Genomic DNA, 22,221 nt, shown 5'->3' with positions numbered 1-22,221 from the left:
GGCGAGACGCAGGTCGGCTTCACCACGCCGGTGGGCACGTCGCTCGAAGTGACCGAGGCCAAGGTGCGGCAGGTGGAGGCCGCGCTGAAATCCTTCCCGGAAGTCGCCTACACCTACGCCACCATCAACTCGGGTAACGCCTCGGGCCGCAACAACGCGCTGGTTTCGGTGCGGCTGACCGAGCGGCGCGCGCGCAAGCTCTCGACCGCGCAGCTCAACCCGCTGATCCGCGAGCGGCTGGCGGGCATTGCGGGCATCACGCTGACGATGGTCGGCATGCCCGATGGCGCCGGCGGCCAGAAGGCAATCCAGGTTTCGATCCAGGGCGACGACCTCAACGAGCTGCGCCGGCTGTCACAGGAAGCCGGCAAGCGCATGCGGGCGGTTCCCGGTCTCGCCGACCTCGACTCCAGCATGAAGGACGACCGCCCCACCATCGAGATCCGCATCCGCCGCGAGCTCGCCTCCGACCTGGGCGTGGGCGTAGCGCAGATCGGCAACGCGCTGCGCCCGCTGCTGGCCGGCGACGCCATCAGTTCCTGGCGCGCGCCCGATGACGAGAACTACGACGTGCGCGTGCGCCTGCCCAGGGACGCGCGCACCGGCATGGCCGACCTGAGCGCGCTGATGATCGCCAGCAGCCAGGCGAACGCCGACGGCTCGCCGAAGATGGTGCCGCTGCGCCAGGTCGCCGAGCTGGTGCCGACCACCGGCGCCAACCAGATCAGCCGGCGCGACCTGAACCGCGAGGTCGAGCTGACCGCCAACGTAGCTGGCCGCTCCGCCGGCGAGGTGGCACGCGACGTCAAGGCCACGCTGGACGGCATGAACTGGCCGGCTGGATACAAGTACCGTTTCGGCGGCTCGACCAAGTCGATGAACGAATCCTTCGGCTACGCGGTGTCGGCGCTGGCGCTGGCGGTGATCTTCATCTACATGATCCTCGCCTCACAGTTCGCCAGCTTCTTCCAGCCGATTGCCATCATGACCTCGCTGCCGCTGACGCTGGTGGGCGTGTTCGCCGCGCTGCTGCTGTTCCGCTCGACGCTGAACATGTTCTCGATCATCGGCTTCATCATGCTGATGGGTCTGGTGACGAAGAATGCGATCCTGCTGGTGGACTTTGCCAACCAGGCGCGGCAAGGACATGTGGACGGCGCCGACGGGCGCCAGCCTTTGTCGCGCGAGGCCGCGCTGGTCGAAGCCGCGCGCGTGCGCCTGCGCCCGATCCTGATGACGACGCTGGCGATGATCTTCGGCATGGTGCCACTGGCCTTCAGTTTGGGCGAAGGCGCCGAGCAGCGCGCGCCGATGGGCCAGACGGTGATCGGCGGGATCATCACCTCGTCGATCCTGACGCTGGTGGTGGTGCCTGTGATCTATACGTATCTTGATGATTTCGGCGCGTGGTTGCGCCGGCTGTGGCAAGGCAAGGCGCCCGCCCCCTCACCGACCCACGTCGCGGCCGCCACCACCCGCCCGGCCGCACAGGAATTGCCGCGGCCATCGGAGGCCAGCGCGGAATGAACCCGACGGCCCCCGCAAGGTTAAAATAGCGGGTTAGACAAGACTGTCCGGCCGTGGGCACCGCGCGGCCGGCGCACAGAACGACAGCGGTTGGCCTTGGTAAGGAATGGCAAGATGGATCTCGAAAAAGCCCGATTCAACATGATCGAACAGCAAATCCGCCCGTGGGACGTGCTGGACCAGGAAATCCTGGACCTGCTGGCGGTGGTCAAGCGGGAGCAGTTCGTCCCGGCCGCGTACGCCTCGCTGGCGTTCGTCGACATGGAGATTCCGCTGCCCGCCGGGCAGAACATGCTGCCGCCGCGGGTCGAAGCCCGCATCCTGCAGGACCTGGCCGTGCGCAAGCATGAGAACGTGCTGGAAATCGGCGCCGGCTCCGGCTACATGGCCGCCCTGCTGGCCAACCGCGCGCGCCACGTACTGACCGTGGACATCGTCCCCGAGCTGGTCGAGCTGGCCCGCACCAACCTGGCCAGCGCCGGCGTCACCAACGTCGACGTCGCCGAAGGCAATGCCGCCGACGGCTGGGCCGCCGCGGCGCCGTACGACGTGATCTGCATCTCGGGCTCGCTGCCGGCGCTGCCCCAGTCGATCCTCTCCCAGGTCAAGGTGGGCGGCCGCATCGCCGCCATCGTGGGCGAACTGCCGGTGATGGAAGCGCGCCTGATCACGCGCGTGTCCGAGACCGAGTACCAGGTCGTCAACCTGTTCGAGACCGCGGTCAAGCCCCTGCAGGGCGCGGCCCGTCCGTCGCAGTTCCAGTTCTGAGGACAGTTTCATCATGCAGGTAATCAAGCCGACCGAACTGGCCCAGTGGCTGGCCGATGCCAGCCGCACCAGGCCGGTCCTGCTGGACGTACGTGAAGGCTGGGAGGTGCAGACCTGCGCCATGCCCGGCATCACCCATATCCCCATGCGCGACATCCCGGCACGCGCCGCCGAACTGGACGAAGACGCCGACATCGTCTGCATCTGCCACCATGGCATGCGCAGCATGCAGGTGGCGGCGTTCCTGGAGCGCCAGGGCTACGCCAGGGTCTACAACCTGACCGGCGGTGTCGACGCCTGGGCCAGCGAGGTGGACCCGGCGATGCCGAAGTACTGAAGCGAACCACGGCCTGCCCACGCGGGCCGGCCGCTTCCGATCGCACCGCAAGCAGCATTCCGAAGAAGAAACGACCGTAGGCCGTGGCCCGCGCCCGGCAACCTGGAGGTGTCATGACGTTTGCGCCCAACGCCCAGCCCGGAGCGATCCGGACTCGCCTGGCGATCGCGGCTACCCTGCTCGCCCCGCTGCTTGCCATGCTGCCCACGGCACCGGCAGGCGCGGCCGACCTGCTGCAGGTCTATCGCGATGCGCAATCCAATGACGCCCAGTTCGCCAGTGCCCGCTCGCAGCTGCTCGCCACGCGCGAGAAGCTGCCGCAGGGCCGCGCCGGGCTGCTGCCGCAGGTCGTCGGCACCGCCGGCGCCAACCGCACCAAGCTCGACCAGACCGCCTCGCTGCCGATCGGCGGCTCGCCCAGCGCCTCGGGCACGCGTTTCTTCAACAACAACAACTGGCAGTTGCAGCTGAGCCAGCCGCTGTTCCGCTGGGACCGCTGGGAAACCTACAAGCAGGGCGAGCTGGCCGCGATGGCGGGCGAAGTCACCTTCCACCAGGCCGAGCTCGACCTGATCACGCGCAGCGCGCAGGCCTACTTCGACGTGCTCGCCGCGCAGGACAACCTGTACCTGGCGCGCGCGCAGAAGAAGGCGATCGGCGAGCAGCTGGAACAGGCCAAGCGCAACTTCGAGGTCGGCACCGCCACCATCGTCGATGCCAACGACGCCCAGGCGCGCTACGACCTGGCGACCTCGACCGAGATCGCCGCGCAGAACGACCTGGAGATCAAGCGCGCCACGCTGCAGCAGATCACCGGCAAGCCGGTCGACGAACTGATGGGCCTGCGCTCCGAGGCACCCATCCCCGGTCCGCAGCCGCCCGACGTCAACGCCTGGGCCGCGCAGGCCGAGACCAGTAACCCGCAGGTCAACCTGGCGGGCTACAACCTGGAAACCGCACAGCGCGAAACCAACAAGGCCAAGGCCGGGCACCTGCCGTCGGTCGACCTGGTGGCATCGTACGGCTTCAATAACCAGACTGGCAGCGCCACGCAGGCGATCTCGACGCACTACAACGCGTCGCAGATCGGCGTGCAGCTGACCATGCCGATTTTCTCCGGGGGCCAGATCCAGTCGCGCGTGCGCGAGACCATCGCGCTGGCGGACAAGGCCGCCAGCGACCTGGAATTCGCGCGCCGCACGGCTGCGCAGACGGCGCGGCAGACCTACTCTGGCGTATCCAACGGGCTGGCACAGGTCAAGGCGCTGGAGGCCGCCGAGCGTTCGGCGCAGAGCGCGGTGGAATCGAACCAGCTGGGTTATGAGGTTGGTGTGCGCATCAATATCGACGTGCTGAACGCCGAGGCACAGCTGTTCTCGACGCGGCGCGACCTGGCCAAGGCGCGCTATGACACCATCATGAACGGCCTGCGGCTGAAGGCTTCCACCGGCGTGCTGCAGGAAGCGGACGTGGTGCAGATCAATACGCTGCTGACTTCCATGCCGGGGTCGATGTACAAGCTGCCGGTGCCGGCGCAGGCTGTCGGCAAGACGCCGGCAAAGGCGGCGGCCACCGCTGATCGCCGCGGCGCGCGGCGCGATGGCGGAACGCCGCGCTCCTGAACGCTTATCGCCAGCTACTGCCGCTGATGATGGCTCCCCTCTCCCGCGCAGTGGGAGAGGGGAGCAAACCGGCAGCGGGTCAAACGCCATTGCACCGCGAGCGTCTTTATTGCCCCCGCGTCCGCGACTCCACCTTCAACAACTGCCACCTGATCGACGACGCATCCGCCGGCGGGTTCGGCACCTGGTATTCGCGCACGCGCAGCTTGTACGAAACCCCCTGCTCGAAATCCAGCCCCTCGATCGGCCCGTACCAGAGCTGCCACGGGGCGTCCGGCGACTCGCGCCAGCGATAGCACATCATCTTGCCGACGCCCGCACACTCCACGCGCTGCGAATCGATATAAACGATCTTCTCCATGCCGCCCGCCGCAGCGCTCGCCCCACGCCTGCCCACGCCTTCGCGCTCGGCAAACTGCAGCAGGTCGCCGCTGGCGGTCTTCCAGATAACCTGCCGTCCGGTGCTGGCCACCGACGGCTGCGTGCCGACGGTGGTGAACGATGCCTGCATTGCCTTGAGCAGCGCCGATTCCAGTTCCATGCGCGGCGGCGGGCAGGCCATGCGCGTGCCGGCGACGCGGTCGAAGCGTACGCCGGTATCCGTCTTGCCGTAGCTGCCGCTAAAGCGGTTGCAGCCGCTGGTGCCGCTGACCGTGCCCTGCGCGGCATCGATGCCATCGCTGAACTCGAAGATGACGGGCTCGCCGTTGTCGCCATGCGGGATGTCGCGCAGCGTGCCGTCGGCCTGCTGCCAGCGCACCAGCTCCCAACGGCTGGGACCGGATGGCTGAGTCTGGTTGAGGTTGGCGCCGGCGCTGGGCAGGCCGGGGGCCGGCGCGGTGGCGCAGGCGGCAAGTGTGGCTACGGCGGCTGCGAGCGCAATGGCCGCGCTACGCAGGCCGATGCTCCGGCCGACGTTCCGGCATATGCCGCGAAGGGGTGTCTGCATTTCGGTAAGCTCCTCTGACTTGGGCGGGAACGCTGCTGGCAAGCGCTTGACGAGCGCACGGCAGCGTCCGCGCTTCATGCTGGCTTAGAGCCTGGCGGATTCATGCAAGTTTCAGCATTGCCGGCTGCACAATGCTGCCGTCTAGTGTAACGTGCGCCCCATGTCTCGCCGCCGCCAGATGCCGGCCGCGGCCTTTCGTGTCTCCGTGTGCCTCAGAGCACCTCGGCTCGCTCAGATCGCCTTGCTCACCACCACGCATACCCCGCCTTCCGGCCGCAACATCTGCTTCCTGACCGGCACGCTGAACGCCATGGCCGGCGCCGAACGCATGACGGCGACGGTCGCCAATGCGCTGGCCGCGCTCGGCCATAACTTGACCATTCTGAGCCTGTGGGACCAGGCCAGCCAGTTCGCGCTTGATCCGCGCATCCGGCATGAAGCGCTGTTTGCGCAACGACCTTCGTTCAAGCGGGCTTACCTGGCCACCGTGGCCGGCATCCGCCGCCATTGCCGCGCGCACAGGACCGAAGTGCTGGTACAGGTCGACACCATGCTCGCCCTGTTCGTGCTGCCCGCCACCGCTGGCCTGGGCCTGCACCATATCGCCTGGGAGCATTGCCACTTCGACGAGGACCTCGGCAAGCCGGCACGCAAACTGGCGCGGCGGCTCGCGGCACGCTTCTGCCGGCAGGTCGTGGTGTTGACGGAGCGGGACCGCCAGCGCTGGCGCGAAGCGCTGCAGCCGCGCAGCGATATCGTCTGCCTGCCAAACCCCCTGCCATTTCCGATGCCGTCCGAACCGGCGCCGCGCACGCAGAAAACCGTGCTCGCCATGGGCCGGCTGGTTGCGGCCAAGGGGTTCGATGTGCTGCTGCATGCCTGGCAGCAGGTCGCCACGCAGGCGCCGGACTGGCAATTGCTGATTCACGGCGAGGGCGAGGAACGCCCTGCCCTCTCCGCGCTGATCGTTGAACTAGGCTTGCAGGACAGCGTCAGCATGCCGGGCATCTGCCACGACCCGGAGCAAGCGTACGGGCGCGCGTCGGTGTTCTGCCTGAGTTCGCGATACGAAGGCTTCGGGCTGGTGCTGATCGAAGCCATGGCCTTTGGCCTGCCCATCGTCTCGACCGATTGCGAGACCGGCCCGCGCGAACTGCTGACGCCCGGGCAAGACGCGCTGGTGGTCGCGACAGGCAATGCGGATGCGCTTGCGCAAGCGCTGCTGACCGTGATCCGCGAACCGGCGACCGCCACCCGGCTCGCCGGCGCCGGGCGCCGCAAGGCCGCCGGCTTTGCGCTCGAACGGATCGCGCTGCAGTGGGATGCGCTGGTCAGGACGTGATACCGGATCCGGCGGTGCGACCCTGACCGGGCCGTTTAGTGTTCCAGTGCTGGCGCCAGTGCCGCCAGCGTGCGCATAGTAGCACCGCGATGCAGCCCGGCAAAGGTCTGCGCATGCGCCCGCATATCCGCCAGCCGCGCCCGGTTTGCCAGCACGCCGCCGGCGGTGCGCACCAGTTCATCCGCATTATCGACACGCAGGCACGCGCCCGCGGCAATGGCGTCTTCGGTCGCCTGAGCAAAGTTGAAGGTATGCGGGCCGATCAGCACCGGCGTGCCGACCGCGCATGCCTCGATCAGGTTCTGTCCGCCCAGCGGCAACAGGCTGCCGCCGATAAAGGCGAGGTCCGACGCGGCAAAGTACATCGCCATCTCGCCCATCGAATCGCCCAGCAGGATATCGGCGTCCACGGTCGCGGTCTCGGCATCGAGATCCAGCGCACTGCGGCGCGCCACCGAAAATCCCGCGCGCGCCGCCATTGCCGCCACCTCATCAAAGCGCTGCGGATGGCGCGGGATCAGCAGCAACGCCGGGCGCGGCACGTCGCCGGCCAGCGCCTGCCAGCGCGAGAAGGCGTCCAGCAGCAGCGGCTCCTCGCCTTCGCGGGTACTGGCGGCGGCCAGCACCTGGCGGCCATTGAAGGCCTTGCGCAGCCGCTCGCCCAGCGCCATGCCCGCCGGCGGTGGCTGCATGTCGAACTTGAGGTTTCCCGTGATCTGCACCGCCGGCACGCCCAGCGCGCGGAAGCGCTCGGCATCGCCAGCAGTCTGCGCCAGCACGCCCGCGAAGTCGCGGTACATCGCCGAAGCCGCGCGCCCGAAGCGCGCCGTACGCCGGAAGCTGCGCGGCGACAGGCGCGCATTGACCAGGTACAACGGCACGCCCGCCTTGCGCGCGCCGCGCACCACGTTGGGCCACACCTCGGTTTCCATCAGCATCCCCGCCTCGGGCCGGAAATACCGCAAGAACCGCCGCACCAGCCATGGCAAGTCATATGGCAGGTAGCACTGCAGGATGCGTGGCTCGTTGCCGAACAGCTGCGCCCCGGTCTGGCGCCCGGTCGGCGTCATGTGCGTCAGCAGCAGGCGGTGGCGCGGATAGGCGCCGAGCAAGGACTCGATCAGCGGCTGCGCGGCCCGGGTCTCGCCCACGGACACGGCGTGGACCCACAGCCACGGCCCCTGCTTCGGCAAGCTGCCATAGACACCCAGCCGCTCGCCGACATGGTGCAGGTAGCCGGGCTCCTTGCGCGCGCGCCATGCCAGCCGCAACAGCGCCAGCGGCAGCACCGCCACCCACAACAAGCTATAGATCAGGCGCAGCATCAGGCAGCGACCCCGCGCACGCGGCAGGCGGCCTCGTAGACTTCATCGACCGATGGCACCACGCCGTCGTCGCCGACGTTGGCAATGCGGGCGGACCAATAACCTTCGGTCTTCCAGCGCCACGTGGCGGTATAGATTTCCACCGTCGGCCGGCACAACGCCGCCGCGATATGGACCAGGCCCGTATCGACCCCGATCACCACTTCGGCACCGTTGATCAGGCCAAAGCCTTGCATCACCGAGAACTTCGGCAGCACCAAGGCTTGCGGCACGCCAGCGGCAATCTCTTCGGCGGCCTGGCGCTCCTTGTCGTTGCCCCACGGCAGCAGCATCGTCAGGCCTTCAGCGGCCAGGCGGTTGCCCAGCGCGTGCCAGTTCTGCACGGCCCATTTCTTGCGCGCCCCCGCCGTCGCGTGGAAGCAGACGGCATAGCGCGTCGGCAGATCCGCCCACAACGGATCATCGACATGCAGCGACTGCGCCGCCGGACCGAAGAACTGCGGCGGCTCCGCCGGCGCGATCCCGGTCAGCGCCGCGCCCAGCAGTCGCGAGCGCTGCACCGAATGGGTCTGGCGCGGCACGCGCACCGCGGCCGTGTACAACAGGCGCGCCGCCGGCTCATAGCCCGAGCCCTGCGTCGCATTGCCCAGTCCGATGATCGGCGCGCCCGGCGCACGCGTCGCTACGCGCGCCACCACCGCGGTCTTGAGCAGGCCCTGGCTTTCGATCACGGCGTCGTAGCGCTCCTGGCGCAAGGCGTCGCGCACGGTGCCGATTTCCTGCCAGGTCGCGCCCTGCAGGATGCGCTTGCGCCAGCGCCGCAGCGCGAACGGGATCACCCGCCGCACCTCCGGCAGCAGGCGCACCAGCTCCACATAGCCCTCTTCCACCACCCAGTCGATCTCGGCACCGGGCCAGCGCGCACGCAGGTCGTGCACCAGCGGCATGTTGTGCACCACATCGCCGAGCGACGACACCTTGACCAGCAGGATGCGCGGCCGCTCTGGCAGCGTGAACGGCACCGCGGCCGGCATGGGCTGCGCCACGCCGGCCGCGCCGACGGCATCAGAAGAGGCTGGCGGTGCCGGCGGCACCGCCGTGCGCTCAGAACGGGAGTTGAGCATCCGGTTTCTCGGCCAGGATCACGCGCTTGAACTCGGCCTGGATGCGCGCCAGCGCAGCGTCGTTGTCCGCCTCGAAACGCATCACCACCACCGGCGTGGTGTTCGACGGACGCGCCAGGCCGAAGCCATCGGCGTATTCCACGCGCACGCCATCGATCTTGTTCACCTCGCGCGCGCCCTCGAATGTGGCGTTCGCCTTGATCTTGTCGAGCAGCGTGAACGGTTCGCCTTCTGCGCACTTGAGCTGCAATTCCGGGGTGTTGTTGGCGTTCGGCAGCGCATTCAGCACCGCGCTCGGGTCAGCGTGGCGCGACAGGATCTCCAGCAGGCGCGCGCCGGTGTACAGACCGTCGTCAAAGCCGTACCAGCGGTCCTTGAAGAACACGTGGCCGCTCATCTCGCCGGCGATCGGCGCACCGGTTTCCTTCAGCTTCGCCTTGACCAGCGAATGGCCGGTCTTCCACATCAGCGGCTCGCCACCATGCTGGCGGATCCACGGAGCCAGCTTGCCGGTGCACTTCACGTCGTAGATCACCTGCGCGCCCGGATTGCGCGACAGAATCTCCTCGGCAAACAGCATCAGCTGGCGATCCGGGAAAATCACCTGCCCATCCTTGGTCACCACGCCCAGGCGATCCCCGTCGCCGTCGAAGGCCAGGCCCAGCTCGCAATCGGTCTCGCGCAGGGTCTTCATCAGGTCCTGCAGGTTCTCGATATGCGCCGGATCGGGGTGGTGGTTGGGGAAGTTGCCATCGACGTCGCAGAACAGTTCGGTCACTTCGCAGCCCAGGCCCCGGAACAGGTCGCCAACGAAGGCACCGGCCACGCCGTTACCGGCGTCGAGCGCGATCTTCATCGGGCGGGCGAGCTTGATGTCGCTGGTGATGCGGTCGAGGTACTTTTGACGCACATCGACTTTCTGGTAGGTGCCTGCACCGCTGGTGAAGTCACTCGCCTCTATGCGCTGGCGCAGGCCCTGGATCTGCTCGCCATAGATGGCCTGGCCGGCGAGGACCATCTTGAAGCCGTTGTAGTCGGGGGGGTTGTGGCTGCCGGTGACCATGATGCCTGAGGTGGCACGGACGCCATTGAGGTCGATGTTGGTGGCGAAGTAGACCATGGGGGTGGCGACCATGCCCAGGTCGATGACGTCGAGGCCGGCCGCGCGCAGGCCCTCTACCAGGCCAGCAATGAGGTCCGGACCCGAAAGGCGTCCGTCGCGTCCGACGACTACCGTTTTTTCGCCCAATTTGGCGGCTGCCGAACCGAACGAGTGGCCGATCCGGCGTGCAACGTCGCGGGTGAGGGTTGTACCCACGATGCCGCGAATGTCGTAAGCCTTAAAGATAGAAGAATCAATTGGCATGAGTGTTTCGGTAGGGTTGATGTTTGGCAAACCTTCAATTCACTGATCTTGCATAGCAGCATTGTGCCTGAAGAGGAAACTGGCCACCGCCCTACATGTGTCAAATGAAGCACTTAAAGCGTCCGCGGCGCCGTCGATGCTCTCTGGCGCACATCAATAGATCGCTTATTGTCCCGCGGTTATAATCCGTGCGCCACGATTGCGGATCAGGCCCGAATGCCCTCCAGGTAGCGCATTGAAAGCCAAAGGCAGCAGACCTGCACACTTGTACACTCCACATTTTCGATCCTTTTGACGGCCGTCGGTTAGGAAGAGCAAGCAAGTAGTTGCAGCTGCAAAATTTTGTAAATCCGTACAGTGACGCACCCACAACGCGTGTGAATGTGTGGCTAGATTCACTAATGACAAAACCTAATAGCTTTTCTCCCCCTCCACCGACGGTCCGCGCGCGAGGTTCAGAACTCATCAGGCGCTCCAGCCGGATGGTCGGCTGGGCGTTGGTGGGGCTGATACTCCTCGGCCTGGCCATGCTAGCCGTGGAAGGCTTGCGCCAGACCGGTATTGTTACCGGCCTCTTCACGCGCACGTTGATTTGGTCGGGCGCTGCATATCTCTTGGCCCTCACATTGATGCTGCGCTCGCTTCATCTGCCGCCTGTTGAGGGAAACAGCCTGGTTGGCCTGTCGGTAACACTGGCATTCGTAACCCTGCTGCTATGCTTCGCCGTGCTCCGGCTTGAGTACTCGCGGGTCGCGTTGTTGCTCAGCTATTTTGGCACCCTGGTATGGACGTGGTTTGGCTATCGTCTTTTTGTTCGCAACTATGTGCCGGTGTTTGGATACACCGACCCCGCGACACTTGCGCAGCTCGAGCAGATCCTGAACATGCCGGGCGCGGCCCCGCCAAGCCCAAACCGGTTCGAGCCCATTCATTCCCTGCAGGAGGCCATCGGTTGCGACGCACTGATGGTTGACCGGCATGCCGTTGCCGATCCGGAGCGAACCCGGAAGCTATCGCTCCTTAAGCTCACCCATGTCCGAATGTATTCGGTCGAACGTGTCGGAGAAATGCTTACCGGACGCGTGGGACTGGCGCATATCGATGAAAATTTCCTCGACGACTACGCCAAGCATTACTTCTACGGCTACCTGAAGCGCCTCATGGACATCCTGGCGGTAATGGCAATGGCGCCGCTTGCCCTGCCAGCAAGCGTCCTTGTAGCACTTGCTGTTCGACTGGAGTCCAAAGGACCTGCTGTATTTCGCCAGATGCGCGTTGGCCTCTTCGGCCGTCCCTTCGTCATGCTCAAGTTCCGCAGCATGACCACCGAAGACGACGCTCCTGCGCAATTTGCCAAAAAGCAGGATCCGCGCGTTACGCGGGTCGGACGCGTCATCCGCAAATACCGGCTCGACGAGATCCCGCAACTATGGAACGTGCTGACCGGTGACATGAGTCTGATCGGGCCACGGCCGGAACAGGTGCCCATGGTCGAGCAGTTTTCGCAGAGCATTCCCTACTACCCGTATCGTCACCTGGTCCGGCCGGGTCTTTCGGGGTGGGCACAAGTCCAGCAAGGCTATGTAGGTACTCACGAAGAGACCGTGACGAAGCTGAGCTACGATCTTTACTACGTGAAGCACTGTTCGTTTGCCCTGGACCTCTTGATCGCGGTCAAGACCTTGCGAACCTTGCTTACCGGATATGGTGCGCGTTGAACCAGCCCGAGACTTCCGCTCAGTTGCCACCCCTGCGTATCTTGCTGGTGACAACCGGCTTGCGCATGGGCGGTGCTGAACAACAAGTTGCGGCCCTGGCGAAAGAATTCATAGCACGCGGGCATCGTGTCGCCCTGATCAGCCTGACTCCGGATTGCGAAGTCCCAATGCCCCAGGACGTGGAGCGGCTTATGCTGGACCTGCGTAAGACGCCCCTGTCGACGGCCAAGGCATTATGGGTGGCACGTCGCTTTGCCACGGAATGGCAAGCAGACATCGTGCACTCGCATATGTTCCATGCGAACGTGTTTGCGCGGGCATTGTCGCGCATCAGCTCACTGCCCCCTTTGCTTTGTGCCGCACATAGCTTCTCTGAGGGTGGGCGGCTAAGGATGCTCTGCTATCGCCTCACGGACCGCTGGTGCGCGCTGACGACGCAAGTCAGTGAAGCCAGTCGCGCAGAGATGATTCGTGCAAGAGCCGTCAGCCCTTCCCGCGTGCGGGTAATGTACAACGGCATTGACACAGAGCGCTTTAGGCCGGACCTGTCACTACGCAATCAGACTCGTGCCCGCCTCGGTATCGATCCGGGCACGCGACTGATCCTGACTATCGGCCGCCTGGCCGCGGAGAAGGCGCAAGTATCCCTGATCGATGCCTTCCATCGAATGGACCGATCCGTCCCGACCCGGCTTTTCATCGCCGGCGATGGACCGGAGCGCATGGCAATCCAGGTGCGAATTGCCGAGTACGGATTGGGCGATGCCGTTACGTTGCTGGGCACAAGGAACGATATCCCGGCCTTGCTCAATGCGGCAGATCTTTTCGTACTCTCGTCACGCCTTGAGGGAATGCCACTGGTGATAGGCGAGGCACTGGCATGCGGGCGGCCGGTCGTCGCCACCTCTGCGCCAGGTGTCAAAGAGTTGATGGGAGATATCGGCACCGTCGTTCCTATCGGCGATACCGAAGCCCTGGCGCTGGCGATGACGCAATCGCTTGCCGCAGAGACGCGCGTGCATGGCCTGGACGAGGTTCGCCGACAACGAATTGCGGCGCATTTCGGGATTACCGCCGCCGCCGACCGCTGGCTGTCGCTCTATCGCGAGTTTTGCGAGACGGCGCCCGCGCGCGCGCGCAGCACGTCCCCATGCACTGGCGCATAGCGAGCAATGTAGGGTGGATGCTGCTCGACCGTTGTGCGCAAGTCATTGCGGGCATCGGCATCGTGGCGATATTGGCGCGGACGCTCGGCACGGACGGATTTGCAGCGTTCCAGTATGCACAATCACTGGTCCTCATCGGAGCGTCTGTAGCTCTGGTATGCGGTGGCGAAGTTGTCGTACCCCGGCTTGTGGCGGTAGCGGACGCCGTAGCGCAACATCGACTTCTCGCGCATGTATTCCGGCTGCGCTTGCTGGCCTCATGCTGTGGTTACTTGCTGATTTGCTGCTTCCTCGCCGTTTCGGCGCATGCGCACGATAGCTGGCAGCCGGCATTGATCCTCGGCATTGCAATCCTGCTGCGCGAGCCATCCGGCGTCGTGATAGCCTGGACGCAGGCGCACACCCGAACCCGACCCACCGTACTGATCAGCCTCGTCTCCCTGGCCTTGAAGGCAGGGGCAGTGATCATGCTTGCCGCGGCTGGAATCCATGCAGTGGGCGCCTATGCGACTGCATTTGTGCTGGAACCTCTGCTGGCTGCGATCCTGCTGGCCGCTTTCTATCGCGGACATATGCCACGGCATGCCGTCGCATTCGACCGCCAGCTAGCCCGACAACTTTTTCGCGACGGATCGCTGTTCTGGATCAGCTTCATGATGATGATGGCGGCCCGCCGAGTCGATCAGCTGATCTTGCGCCCGCACGTCCCGTCAGCAGAATTTGCATCGTATGCCGCAGCGATGCAGATCGTGGACAACTACACCACCCTCGCCACCATCCTGGCAAGCGGCATCGCGCCGCTCTATGTGTATTCGCGGGATGCCGCTGTGGGCATTCGCAATGTACTGAAGCTTGCAATCTTCAGCACTGTCGTAGGGGCAGCCGGCGCGGCAGTCCTGGTTCTCCTGGCGCCTTGGATCGTCCACCTGTTATACGGCGCGGCCTTTGCCGAGGCTGGTTCGCTGCTGCGTCTGACCGCCCTCGCGTCGCCATTGATCTTTGCCGACGTCGGGTTCACTGTTCTTGCCGTCTACCTTCGCAGACCTGCATGGATAGCCGTCAAATGGGGCCTTGCATTGCTGGCAACAGTTGCCGTCGATCTGGCGCTGATCCCGCGGTACGGCGCGCTTGGCGCCATCCTTGGCTACACGGCAGGCAACGTCCTTGCCATGCTGACCGGTCTGTGGATGTGGCGCCAGGCGCGAAAGCCGCGGGGGACTATCGCGAGCGAAGCCGACGTATCCAGCGGATGACGATCCATGCCCGTTGCATGATCAGCAGGTGCACGCCCGTAAGCACCAGAAAGGCAATAAAGAGGATTGACTCCGGCACGCCCTGCTTCCACGCCACCACGCCGACCAGGCCGAGAAGGAAGTTGCCGATCAGAAGGACCCAGACCGCCTGCTTGCTGTTCAGGCCCATACGCAGCAACAGGTGATGCAGGTGGGTACGATCAGCAGCCAACGGGTTCTTGCCCTGGATGGCCCGGCGCAACACGACCGCAAGCAGATCAATCAGGATCAGCCCGACTACCCACAGCATAACCGCCGGAGGCACGGGGCCGCCCGGGTTGTACTCCTTCTGCGAAAGCTCGACGGAGAACCAACTGATGCCATAGCCAAGCATGAGACTTCCCGCATCGCCCAGGAAAACCAGCCGGCGACGCAAGGGACTTGGCATGTTGAACAACAGAAATCCGGCAATGGCACCACATACCAGGAGACAGATTCTGTAGGCGCCCGGGTTGCCGATATCGTTCGCCAACCAGGCAAACCAGCCGAAAACGATAAATGAAAGCCCCCCCGCAAGGCCATCCATGCCATCGGTCATGTTGATGGCATTGACTACGGAGAGAACAGCCAGCAGGGTCAGCGGGATCCCCCACGCATGCAGAATGACGTCCCGCTTGCTGAGAAGGTCTCCTAGCGAATGCAGGTACACCTCACCCCACGAGGTCATCAGGATAGCCGCGGTGAACTGAAATGCCAGCTTGCTCACTGGCGGAATGCCATTCAGGTCGTCGAACAGTCCGACCAGGGCAAGCAGCGTCAGGCCAACGTAAAGCGGGGTGTACTGGTCATAGCCACGCACAAACATTGCCGTAGACACCCAGATCGCGATGAGGATCGCGATGCCACCGACGAGCGGAGTCGAGCCTTCGTGCCGCTTTCTGCCACCAGGGTGATCAAGCAGCCCGCCGCGTGCTGCCAATGGTCGCAGGATCAGTACGGCACCGGCACTCAAAAAGGCCGCGATTGCGGGGAGCCAGAATAGTTCGAACATGAAAACTCAACAGGAATCAGTTACACCCCGGGGCACATCGGCGATCGCGTAGAATGTCGACGTCCCGCTCGGGCCCGGATCTGGACTTCGGCTATCGAAGCCGGCGGCAGTCAGCCATTTTGGCTTCACATCGTGCCGCCCCGATGGTAGGGCCTGCCTTCCGCGTTGTGCAACCGCACGACTACAGTATTTTCCATGCTCTCGCCTATTTTTCTTGTATCGCGTAACGGGGTAAATAACATGGGCGGCGTCGAGCGCGTCGTACAACTGCTCCAGAATGATCTGGCCACATATGGCGCCAAAGTAACCCTGGTCGACGAAACCATGGTTTTACCACAATTCCTGCGCGGTACGCGGCTTGCACAGTTCGCCTTTCCGGTCGCTGCCTCCCTGTGGCTATGGGTGAAAAGATTATTCGGCGGCAAGTTCCTGACCATTTCAAATTCCTCGTACACGCCGCTCTACCCGGCCGATGCGGTAATCGTCCACGGATCTGCCGCCGGCTATATTCGTGCCCTCGCCAAGTCGGGCAACCGTTTTCTGGGAATGCACATCCTGGCGCGCCTCGAAGGTCTCACCATGCATTTTGCCCAAAAGGTAATTTGCGTTTCCGAAGCTGTACGCGATCTGTGCGTCGATCATCACCGCGTACCCGCCGAAAAGTGCCTTGTGATACACAATGGCATCGATGCCTCGCTGTTCCACGCCAGACAGAAATTCACCGACGGCGTCGTCCGGCTTGGCTTTGCCGGGCGGCTTGAATATGGCAAAGGCTTGCCATACCTGATTGAAATTGCGCGATGGGTCGGCACCCGGCCGGACATGCAACTGGTCATTGCGACGACCAGCCAGGTACCACCCGCACTGAAGGACGTTCCGGGCATCAAAATCCTTCCTGGCCTTCTGCCAAATCAGATGTCAACGTTCTACGACATGATTGACGTCATGGTGCTGCCGTCCCTGTTCGAAGGGTTCGAACTCGTCACGCTCGAGGCGCTCGCTTCCGGCGTCAGCGTGTTGGGCACCCGCGTCGGCGCCTGCGACGTGTTCTTGCGATGCGGCCTGCCCTGGGTCAGCGAACTGCCGACAGACAGCCAGGAATTCATCCGGCAAACTACGCCGATTTTTGAGCGTCTGCGACAGAATAGTGATCCCGGCGCCATGCACGCATTCATTCAGACTTCTTTTTCCATCGAGCGCTTCTGCAACCAGATTCGCGCACAACTTCAGCTGAAAAATTCGTGAACGTCCTGCTGATTTCACCCAATGGGCTTCAGGAGCTTTCCGGCGGTGGCCTCTATCTTCGGTCTCTGGCCCAGGCGCTATGCGCATCGCCCACCGTTAGCCGGCTTACAGTGATGAGCAAGTCGATGGGTAGCGTGGAAAAATTCGAATTTCCCGCTTCCTGCAAGCGCATCTACCTGAAAAAGAACAAGCTCAGGGACATAGTGGCACGCCTGGGGCTTTGTCCCACCTACTTGATGACATACCGCAGCAAGTTAGCGCGCGAGGCGCGCGAGGCGGACGTCATACTGTTCCACAACTCGCGCCTGGGCCGGCTCATGTCCGGCATCCGAAAAGAGGTGCCAGGCAAGACATTCGGGATTCTGAGCGACAATGTGGAAGCTGTGCTGAAGGGCCAGCACAGAGGCGAAAATTTGTTACAGAGAGTGTGCGACGCACTGGACACCCAGCTGATTCGCCACGCCGAGGCCCCGAGCCGCTCCGCCGATTTCATGACCTTTATCACGGAGGCCGATCGCTCACTGTTCGCTAGCGAATATGGCATACCGGCGCGTACCGGCATATTGCCCATCTCACTGTCTCGCGGGGTGCCCGAGATGATCGGAAGGGCGAACACGCATCGGCCTGCAAAAGTATTGTTCACTGCCCACTTCGGCTTTGCGCCGAACCAAACCGCGTTGCGACACTTTGCCGACGTGGCAAAGACGTTCACCGACAGCGGTTCGACCGTCCAGTTTGTTGTTGCGGGCGCGCGTGCAGCCGAAATGGCCGAGCCTTACCCGTGGCTGCATGTCATCGACAGTCCCGAACCGGGCCGTATGTCTGCTGCCTTTGCCTCCGCAAGCGTTTACCTCGCCCCCGTGAGTTGGGGCAGCGGCATGAAGACCAAGGTAGCCGAAGCTTTGTCCTTCGGCCTTCCGGTGATCTGCATGCCCAACGCAGCCGTCGGATATGAGGCGATGCTCTCCGACGACCGCTATCGTCAAGCTATTTGCGTGGTGGAAGATGTGGCTGAAATGACACAGAACCTTCACAGAATCTTACAAACCGGCGATCGGGCCTCCCTGAGAAATGCAGCATTCGCTGCATTCGATGCTTTATACTCGCAGGCATCGCAGACCCGTCGACTGGAACTGCTTCTCCTTGCACAATGATCACACCGAGCGCGAACAGACTGGTTAGCGTCATTACGCCCGTTCATAATGACGGGAAGTATATTGGCGCGACCGCCAGTTCGATTTTTCAGCAGAGCCTCACCGATTTCGAATGGATTTTGGTCGATGATGGCTCAAATGGCGAGACGGCCGCCGTCCTCGCTCGCCTTGCTGCATCCGATCCGCGCATCCGTGTTATTACCAACCCCACTGCATATGGTCCCGCACGTGCGCGCAATACCGGAATTGCGGCCGCAACGGGAGAGTATATTGCCTTTCTCGATGCCGACGACATCTGGGATGCCGACAAGCTGGAACAGCAAGTCAGGTTCATGCGCAGTCATGACCTGGATTTCAGTTATCACGACTATATTCCATTTGAAGACGGCAGCGGCCGCCCATTATCAAAGATTTGCGGACCAAACCGGCTGACATTATTTTCCCATAATGCACGACGCGGTATCGGATGCCTGGCGGTTATGCTCAAGCGGAAAATTGCCGGCGACGGCGTTTTCCCCGCCATGCCACCTGGCCTGGTCGCGGAGGACTTTGCCGCCTGGGCGATACTTATCAAGGGTGGCCTGCGCGGAGAGCGACTGCCCAAGGCGCTGGCCTGGTACCGTGTACGCAAGCGTTCGTTCTCCTCGAACAAATTCCGTTCCGCGCACTCCGTCTGGTTCATCATGCGCACGATGGAGGGGTTCGGCAAGATTACGTCCGCATTTTTCCTTGCGAGTTACCTGTTTAACGCCATGACCTCGCGACTGGTGGCCCGCGTCTCAAGTCCCCTACAGACACTGGCATCGCCTCCATGGCATTGAACGCGCTGATCTCGGGTCTGGGCGTTCTCCTGAAGTTGCTTTGCGGCCTTGCCGCCAACAAGATACTGTCCACACAACTGGGCCCGGCCGCTTTCGGTGTGTGGGGTAATGTCTTCAGCCTTGCCACCCTCTACACCACATTTGCGAATGGTGGCATCTCGCAGGGTCTCGTCGCGCAGCTTTCCGCGCCGTCGCAAGACGCACGGGCCCGCGCCCGCTGGCTGACTGGCGGGATGCTGTTTGCGCTGGGCGTACCAGTGATCATTGCCATCTGGCATGCGACATTCCGGCAGATTGGCATTGTCAGCGGTGCCATGGCACTGGGGCCGGCCGCGGCCCTGGCGCTGGCATTGCTTGCCGGCCTTGCCTTGCAGATCCAGTCCACAGTTCTCGCACAGGGCCGTTCACGCCTCAATGCCATGGTGGTGGCGTTCTCCGGCGTCACGGGACTATTGAGTTACTGGATATTCGTCACCCCGGGCTCGGTGCAAAGTGCAGTTCATGCGATGGTTGCCGGCTTCGCCGCAACGCTGGTGATCTGGATCGCGGTGGCTACCGGCACTCGTACCCGCTGGCACGCCGGGGCCGCGCGGACTGGCGAAGGACTGGCTGCCGCGCGTTCCCTGGCACCATATGTGGCGATTGCCCTGGCGCCTGCAGTCGTCGGTACAGCGGCTGTCATCGCGGTGCGACAGATCGTGTCGTTGCAGGTGAGCCCGGAAGCGGCAGGCCTGTGGCAAGGGATGTTCCGCATCTCGGACGCGGTAATCGCGATGGCACAGGCTGTGGTCAGCTTTGTGCTGCTGCCGGAAGTATTCCGCAGCAGCACGCCCCGTCTCGCGCTGAAAGCCAAGCTGCCAGCTTATGGATTGCTGGTGGCAGCGGGTTTTGCGGTTGGCGTAACGATCCTGTGGGGCGGCGCGGACATCGTCGTCAGGATTCTGTACTCTGAAGAATATGCCGGCATTTCGCCACTGCTGTGGATCGAGTTGCTCGGGGATGCATTCAAGGCTCTGGCAATGCCGTTGGTGGCATTCTTTATCTATCAAAGGAATCTTCGCCTTTCCTGGGCTCTCGAACTGGCCTTTTCGGGCTGCTTCGTGGTGGCCACATACATACTCACAGGCATGGCCGGCCTGCCTGGTGCGGCAATGGCATACGCCATCGCGAACCTCATCCTCCTGTCTGTTGCACTCGTCTTATTCCTAAGGACCCAGGATGCCTAATTATTCCTTTGCGGCAATACTGGTGCTTGCCATTGCTAACCTGGTCAGCGGCGCCTATGGCGTGCTCAGCTGGCAGGCACCGCTCACCGCGCTGACATTCTTTCTATGCGTGCACAGGGCAAGCCAAGCCTCTTCGAGCAGGTTCAATCCGGCGTTGCTGTTGTGTCTCACGACCAGCCTGTTTCTGGTGAGCCGCTTCCTCATCACCTATATCTCTGGTTGGGCGGACTACCGCTATGGCGACTGGTTCCTGATGGGCCCGATGGACGAAGTGCTCGTATCCAAGGCCCTGTCCGCCATTTGCTTGTTCCTTTGTGGAATCGCGCTTACCGCAGGCAAGCTCGGCGAACTCATGCAGCGCCGGGACGAGTATCTCGGCACCTTTGCCTTGCGGGCCGGCCTGGTGTTCTTGCCGTTCACGCTTTATCGCGTGTATGTCAATATTGGCACATGGAGGAGCGGCGACTATCTCGCGCTCTACAAGTATGGCGGCCCTGGCGGCTTGCCTTATGCGCTTGGCGGCTGGCTTGTACTCTGCGTGTTTGCCTTCCTGGCCTCGCGTCCCCGACTGCGCTTGGCGTTCATGGCATACGGTGTTGGGCTGCTACTCTGTCTACTGGACATGTTCAAGGGAGCGCGCGGAATCCCGATGGCGCAGGTCATCGCCTTGACCTGGCTCTTCGTTACGACACAGCAGATCAAGGTGTCATTGTGGAAAGCAGGGTGCGCGGCAATCGGAATGGCCCTGGTCGCCGACATCGTCGGGCGCGTCCGCATGGGTATGCCTGTTGCGACCGCTATTTCAGCCGACCCGTTTGAGGCATTCTTTGGCTTTTTCTACGGCCAGGGTGTCAGCCTTATTTTCGTAGTCTCGACGTTGAAGAACCTGGCGTCATTCGTTCCCTTTGTCGACGGCGTCCGGTCGACATTTGCCCTGTGTATTGATGGCTACCACCGCTATCTTGGCGATCTCCCGCTGGGACAAACCCTGGATTTTGCGCATCAAACAGCAAGCCTCGCGCACCGCGTGTCCTTTATCGTCGACGCAGAAATGTACTTGAACGGCAAGGGCATGGGCGGCTCGGCGGTGGCGGAGTCGATGCTCTACTCGCCATTGTTTGGACCGCTCGTTGCCGGATTGTTCACAGGAGGCTGCCTGCGCTTGCTCTATCGCGCCGCACAGATGTCACAGCGTGGCTTGTTTGTTTTTGCCGCTACACTGCCGTTCTTCCTCTTGGTGCCGCGCGAGAACCAACTGTTCTTCGTGGTGCCGCTGCTCAAGGCCGCACTGTTTGCCGCACTCGTCCACGTTATCGCCAAGGTTCATGTCAGACAGCCTGCCTAAGGTAACCGTCGTCGTCCCAACCTACAAGCGCGCCCATCTGCTTGAGCGGACGATTCCTTCCTACCTCCAGCCTGAAGTAGCACAGCTGGTTCTCGTGGACGATTGTTCGCCGGACGATACGTCTCGCGTGGCGAAGCAGCTAATGGAGCGTTTTCCGCAGGTGACGTATTTGCGCAACGACGTCAACGGAAAGCAAACCACCTCCAAGAACCGGGGCAAGGCACTCGCGCGCACTGAATTCGTCTATTTCGGTGACGATGACTCGATGCTGAGCCCGGGCGCTCTGGCCATCCTCCTGCAGACGGCAAGAGAAACCTCAAGCGATATCGTTGGGGCATCCGCGCTCTACCTTTGCGACGACAAGGATACCGAGGCCGCCGTCATCGCCCGGCGCAAGACCGCATTCACGGTCGACCAAGTGGTCAACCTGAGCAGGCTGGAGTTTGACTTTGCGGCACTGGCACACGGCCCGCTCGAAGTGCCGGTCTGCCATGCATCATTCCTGATCCGCACTGAAGCAGCCAAGGCAATTGACTTCGACACGCAATACGTCGGCAACTGCTATCGTGAAGAAACCGATTTCCTGGTGCGTTCGCGCGCACGGGGATGCAGGATCACGTACGAGCCGCGGGCGCTGCAGATCAACCTGCCGCCCTCGCAGGCAACCGGCGGCGCCCGGGGACGCGGGCGCCTTTCCTATGAAGCCTATGCGCTGTACAACACTGCGCGGTTCCTGCTCAAGAATCGCAAGGCGCTAAAGCAGGCCGACGCCCGCTGCAATGCCGCGCTGATGCTGTGCTGGTATGTCGAAGGCCGGGTGAGCGCAGCGCTGTCGCGTGCAAGTCGCGTCATCGCGCGCCGTGTCATGGGACGGGCATAGGCTGCGTCCACCCCGCAAATTCA

General features: G+C 63.2%; 19 protein-coding genes. 14 read left to right on the top strand and 5 right to left on the bottom strand.

Going from position 1 to position 22,221, the window contains the following annotated elements:
- The 4 genes from J8I82_RS16255 to J8I82_RS16240 form a co-directional block, all read left to right on the top strand.
- Positions 1–1,527: efflux RND transporter permease subunit (locus J8I82_RS16255; RefSeq protein ID WP_209759195.1), on the top strand; the 1,527-nt coding region annotated here is incomplete at its 5' end.
- Positions 1,528–1,641: 114 nt separating this feature from the next.
- Complete coding sequence (locus J8I82_RS16250) at positions 1,642–2,295, top strand: protein-L-isoaspartate O-methyltransferase family protein (RefSeq protein WP_209759193.1); 654 nt, start codon at positions 1,642–1,644, stop codon at positions 2,293–2,295.
- 13 nt (positions 2,296–2,308) lie between these two features.
- On the top strand, positions 2,309–2,632 hold the full coding sequence (locus tag J8I82_RS16245) for a rhodanese-like domain-containing protein (RefSeq protein WP_209759191.1): 324 nt from the start codon (positions 2,309–2,311) through the stop codon (positions 2,630–2,632).
- 113 nt (positions 2,633–2,745) lie between these two features.
- On the top strand, positions 2,746–4,254 hold the full coding sequence (locus J8I82_RS16240) for a TolC family outer membrane protein (RefSeq protein ID WP_209759189.1): 1,509 nt from the start codon (positions 2,746–2,748) through the stop codon (positions 4,252–4,254).
- A 106-nt stretch (positions 4,255–4,360) separates the two neighbouring features.
- On the opposite strand, the gene J8I82_RS16235 is transcribed toward J8I82_RS16240, so the two are convergent.
- Positions 4,361–5,203, bottom strand: a complete 843-nt coding sequence (locus J8I82_RS16235; protein WP_209759187.1) for an META and DUF4377 domain-containing protein — start codon at positions 5,201–5,203, stop codon at positions 4,361–4,363.
- Between the two features lie 310 nt (positions 5,204–5,513).
- Between J8I82_RS16235 and J8I82_RS16230 the strand changes: the two genes are divergently transcribed.
- Positions 5,514–6,545, top strand: a complete 1,032-nt coding sequence (locus tag J8I82_RS16230) for a glycosyltransferase family 4 protein (RefSeq protein ID WP_245179820.1) — start codon at positions 5,514–5,516, stop codon at positions 6,543–6,545.
- 35 nt (positions 6,546–6,580) lie between these two features.
- Here J8I82_RS16230 and waaA read toward each other — a convergent pair whose 3' ends face one another.
- Genes waaA through J8I82_RS16215 form a run of 3 tightly spaced genes read right to left on the bottom strand, consistent with a single transcriptional unit; the run spans position 6,581 to position 10,360 of the window.
- Positions 6,581–7,870 (bottom strand): lipid IV(A) 3-deoxy-D-manno-octulosonic acid transferase, encoded by a 1,290-nt coding sequence (gene waaA / locus J8I82_RS16225; RefSeq protein ID WP_209759185.1) that lies wholly within the window; start codon positions 7,868–7,870, stop codon positions 6,581–6,583.
- Positions 7,870–8,994: a lipopolysaccharide heptosyltransferase I gene (gene waaC / locus J8I82_RS16220; protein WP_209759183.1), complete on the bottom strand. Its 1,125-nt coding sequence runs from the start codon at positions 8,992–8,994 to the stop codon at positions 7,870–7,872. Before waaC ends, waaA begins: the two co-directional genes overlap by 1 nt.
- Complete coding sequence (locus tag J8I82_RS16215) at positions 8,975–10,360, bottom strand: phosphomannomutase/phosphoglucomutase (protein WP_209759182.1); 1,386 nt, start codon at positions 10,358–10,360, stop codon at positions 8,975–8,977. The genes waaC and J8I82_RS16215 overlap by 20 nt, the downstream gene beginning before the upstream one ends.
- A gap of 482 nt (positions 10,361–10,842) precedes the next feature.
- Between J8I82_RS16215 and J8I82_RS16210 the strand changes: the two genes are divergently transcribed.
- Genes J8I82_RS16210 through J8I82_RS16200 form a run of 3 tightly spaced genes read left to right on the top strand, consistent with a single transcriptional unit; the run spans position 10,843 to position 14,497 of the window.
- Entirely contained in the window at positions 10,843–12,078 is a 1,236-nt protein-coding gene (locus J8I82_RS16210) for a sugar transferase (RefSeq protein WP_245179801.1), read from the top strand.
- Positions 12,075–13,244: a glycosyltransferase gene (locus J8I82_RS16205; protein WP_245179800.1), complete on the top strand. Its 1,170-nt coding sequence runs from the start codon at positions 12,075–12,077 to the stop codon at positions 13,242–13,244. Before J8I82_RS16210 ends, J8I82_RS16205 begins: the two co-directional genes overlap by 4 nt.
- Entirely contained in the window at positions 13,229–14,497 is a 1,269-nt protein-coding gene (locus tag J8I82_RS16200) for an oligosaccharide flippase family protein (RefSeq protein ID WP_209759179.1), read from the top strand. The genes J8I82_RS16205 and J8I82_RS16200 overlap by 16 nt, the downstream gene beginning before the upstream one ends.
- On the opposite strand, the gene J8I82_RS16195 is transcribed toward J8I82_RS16200, so the two are convergent.
- Entirely contained in the window at positions 14,463–15,527 is a 1,065-nt protein-coding gene (locus tag J8I82_RS16195; RefSeq protein WP_209759178.1) for an MraY family glycosyltransferase, read from the bottom strand. The two genes, J8I82_RS16200 and J8I82_RS16195, sit on opposite strands and share 35 nt — an antisense overlap.
- Positions 15,528–15,767: 240 nt before the next feature.
- On the opposite strand from J8I82_RS16195, the gene J8I82_RS16190 reads away from it, so the two are divergent.
- The 6 genes from J8I82_RS16190 to J8I82_RS16165 are packed head-to-tail and all read left to right on the top strand — an operon-like array spanning position 15,768 to position 22,198.
- Entirely contained in the window at positions 15,768–16,772 is a 1,005-nt protein-coding gene (locus tag J8I82_RS16190) for a glycosyltransferase family 4 protein (RefSeq protein WP_209759176.1), read from the top strand.
- Positions 16,769–17,926 (top strand): glycosyltransferase, encoded by a 1,158-nt coding sequence (locus J8I82_RS16185; protein ID WP_209759174.1) that lies wholly within the window; start codon positions 16,769–16,771, stop codon positions 17,924–17,926. The genes J8I82_RS16190 and J8I82_RS16185 overlap by 4 nt, the downstream gene beginning before the upstream one ends.
- Entirely contained in the window at positions 17,923–18,747 is an 825-nt protein-coding gene (locus J8I82_RS16180) for a glycosyltransferase family 2 protein (protein ID WP_209759173.1), read from the top strand. The genes J8I82_RS16185 and J8I82_RS16180 overlap by 4 nt, the downstream gene beginning before the upstream one ends.
- On the top strand, positions 18,738–19,973 hold the full coding sequence (locus J8I82_RS16175) for an MATE family efflux transporter (protein WP_209759171.1): 1,236 nt from the start codon (positions 18,738–18,740) through the stop codon (positions 19,971–19,973). Before J8I82_RS16180 ends, J8I82_RS16175 begins: the two co-directional genes overlap by 10 nt.
- Entirely contained in the window at positions 19,966–21,318 is a 1,353-nt protein-coding gene (wzy, locus tag J8I82_RS16170) for an O-antigen polysaccharide polymerase Wzy (RefSeq protein WP_209759169.1), read from the top strand. The genes J8I82_RS16175 and wzy overlap by 8 nt, the downstream gene beginning before the upstream one ends.
- A complete protein-coding gene (locus tag J8I82_RS16165) occupies positions 21,299–22,198 on the top strand; it encodes a glycosyltransferase family 2 protein (protein ID WP_209759167.1) in 900 nt (299 codons plus the stop codon). Before wzy ends, J8I82_RS16165 begins: the two co-directional genes overlap by 20 nt.
- The last annotated feature ends 23 nt before the right edge of the window (positions 22,199–22,221 follow it).

The organism is Cupriavidus consociatus, from assembly GCF_017814975.1.
Lineage (GTDB): Bacteria > Pseudomonadota > Gammaproteobacteria > Burkholderiales > Burkholderiaceae > Cupriavidus > Cupriavidus consociatus.
This window is presented reverse-complemented; position numbering and strand designations above follow the sequence as displayed.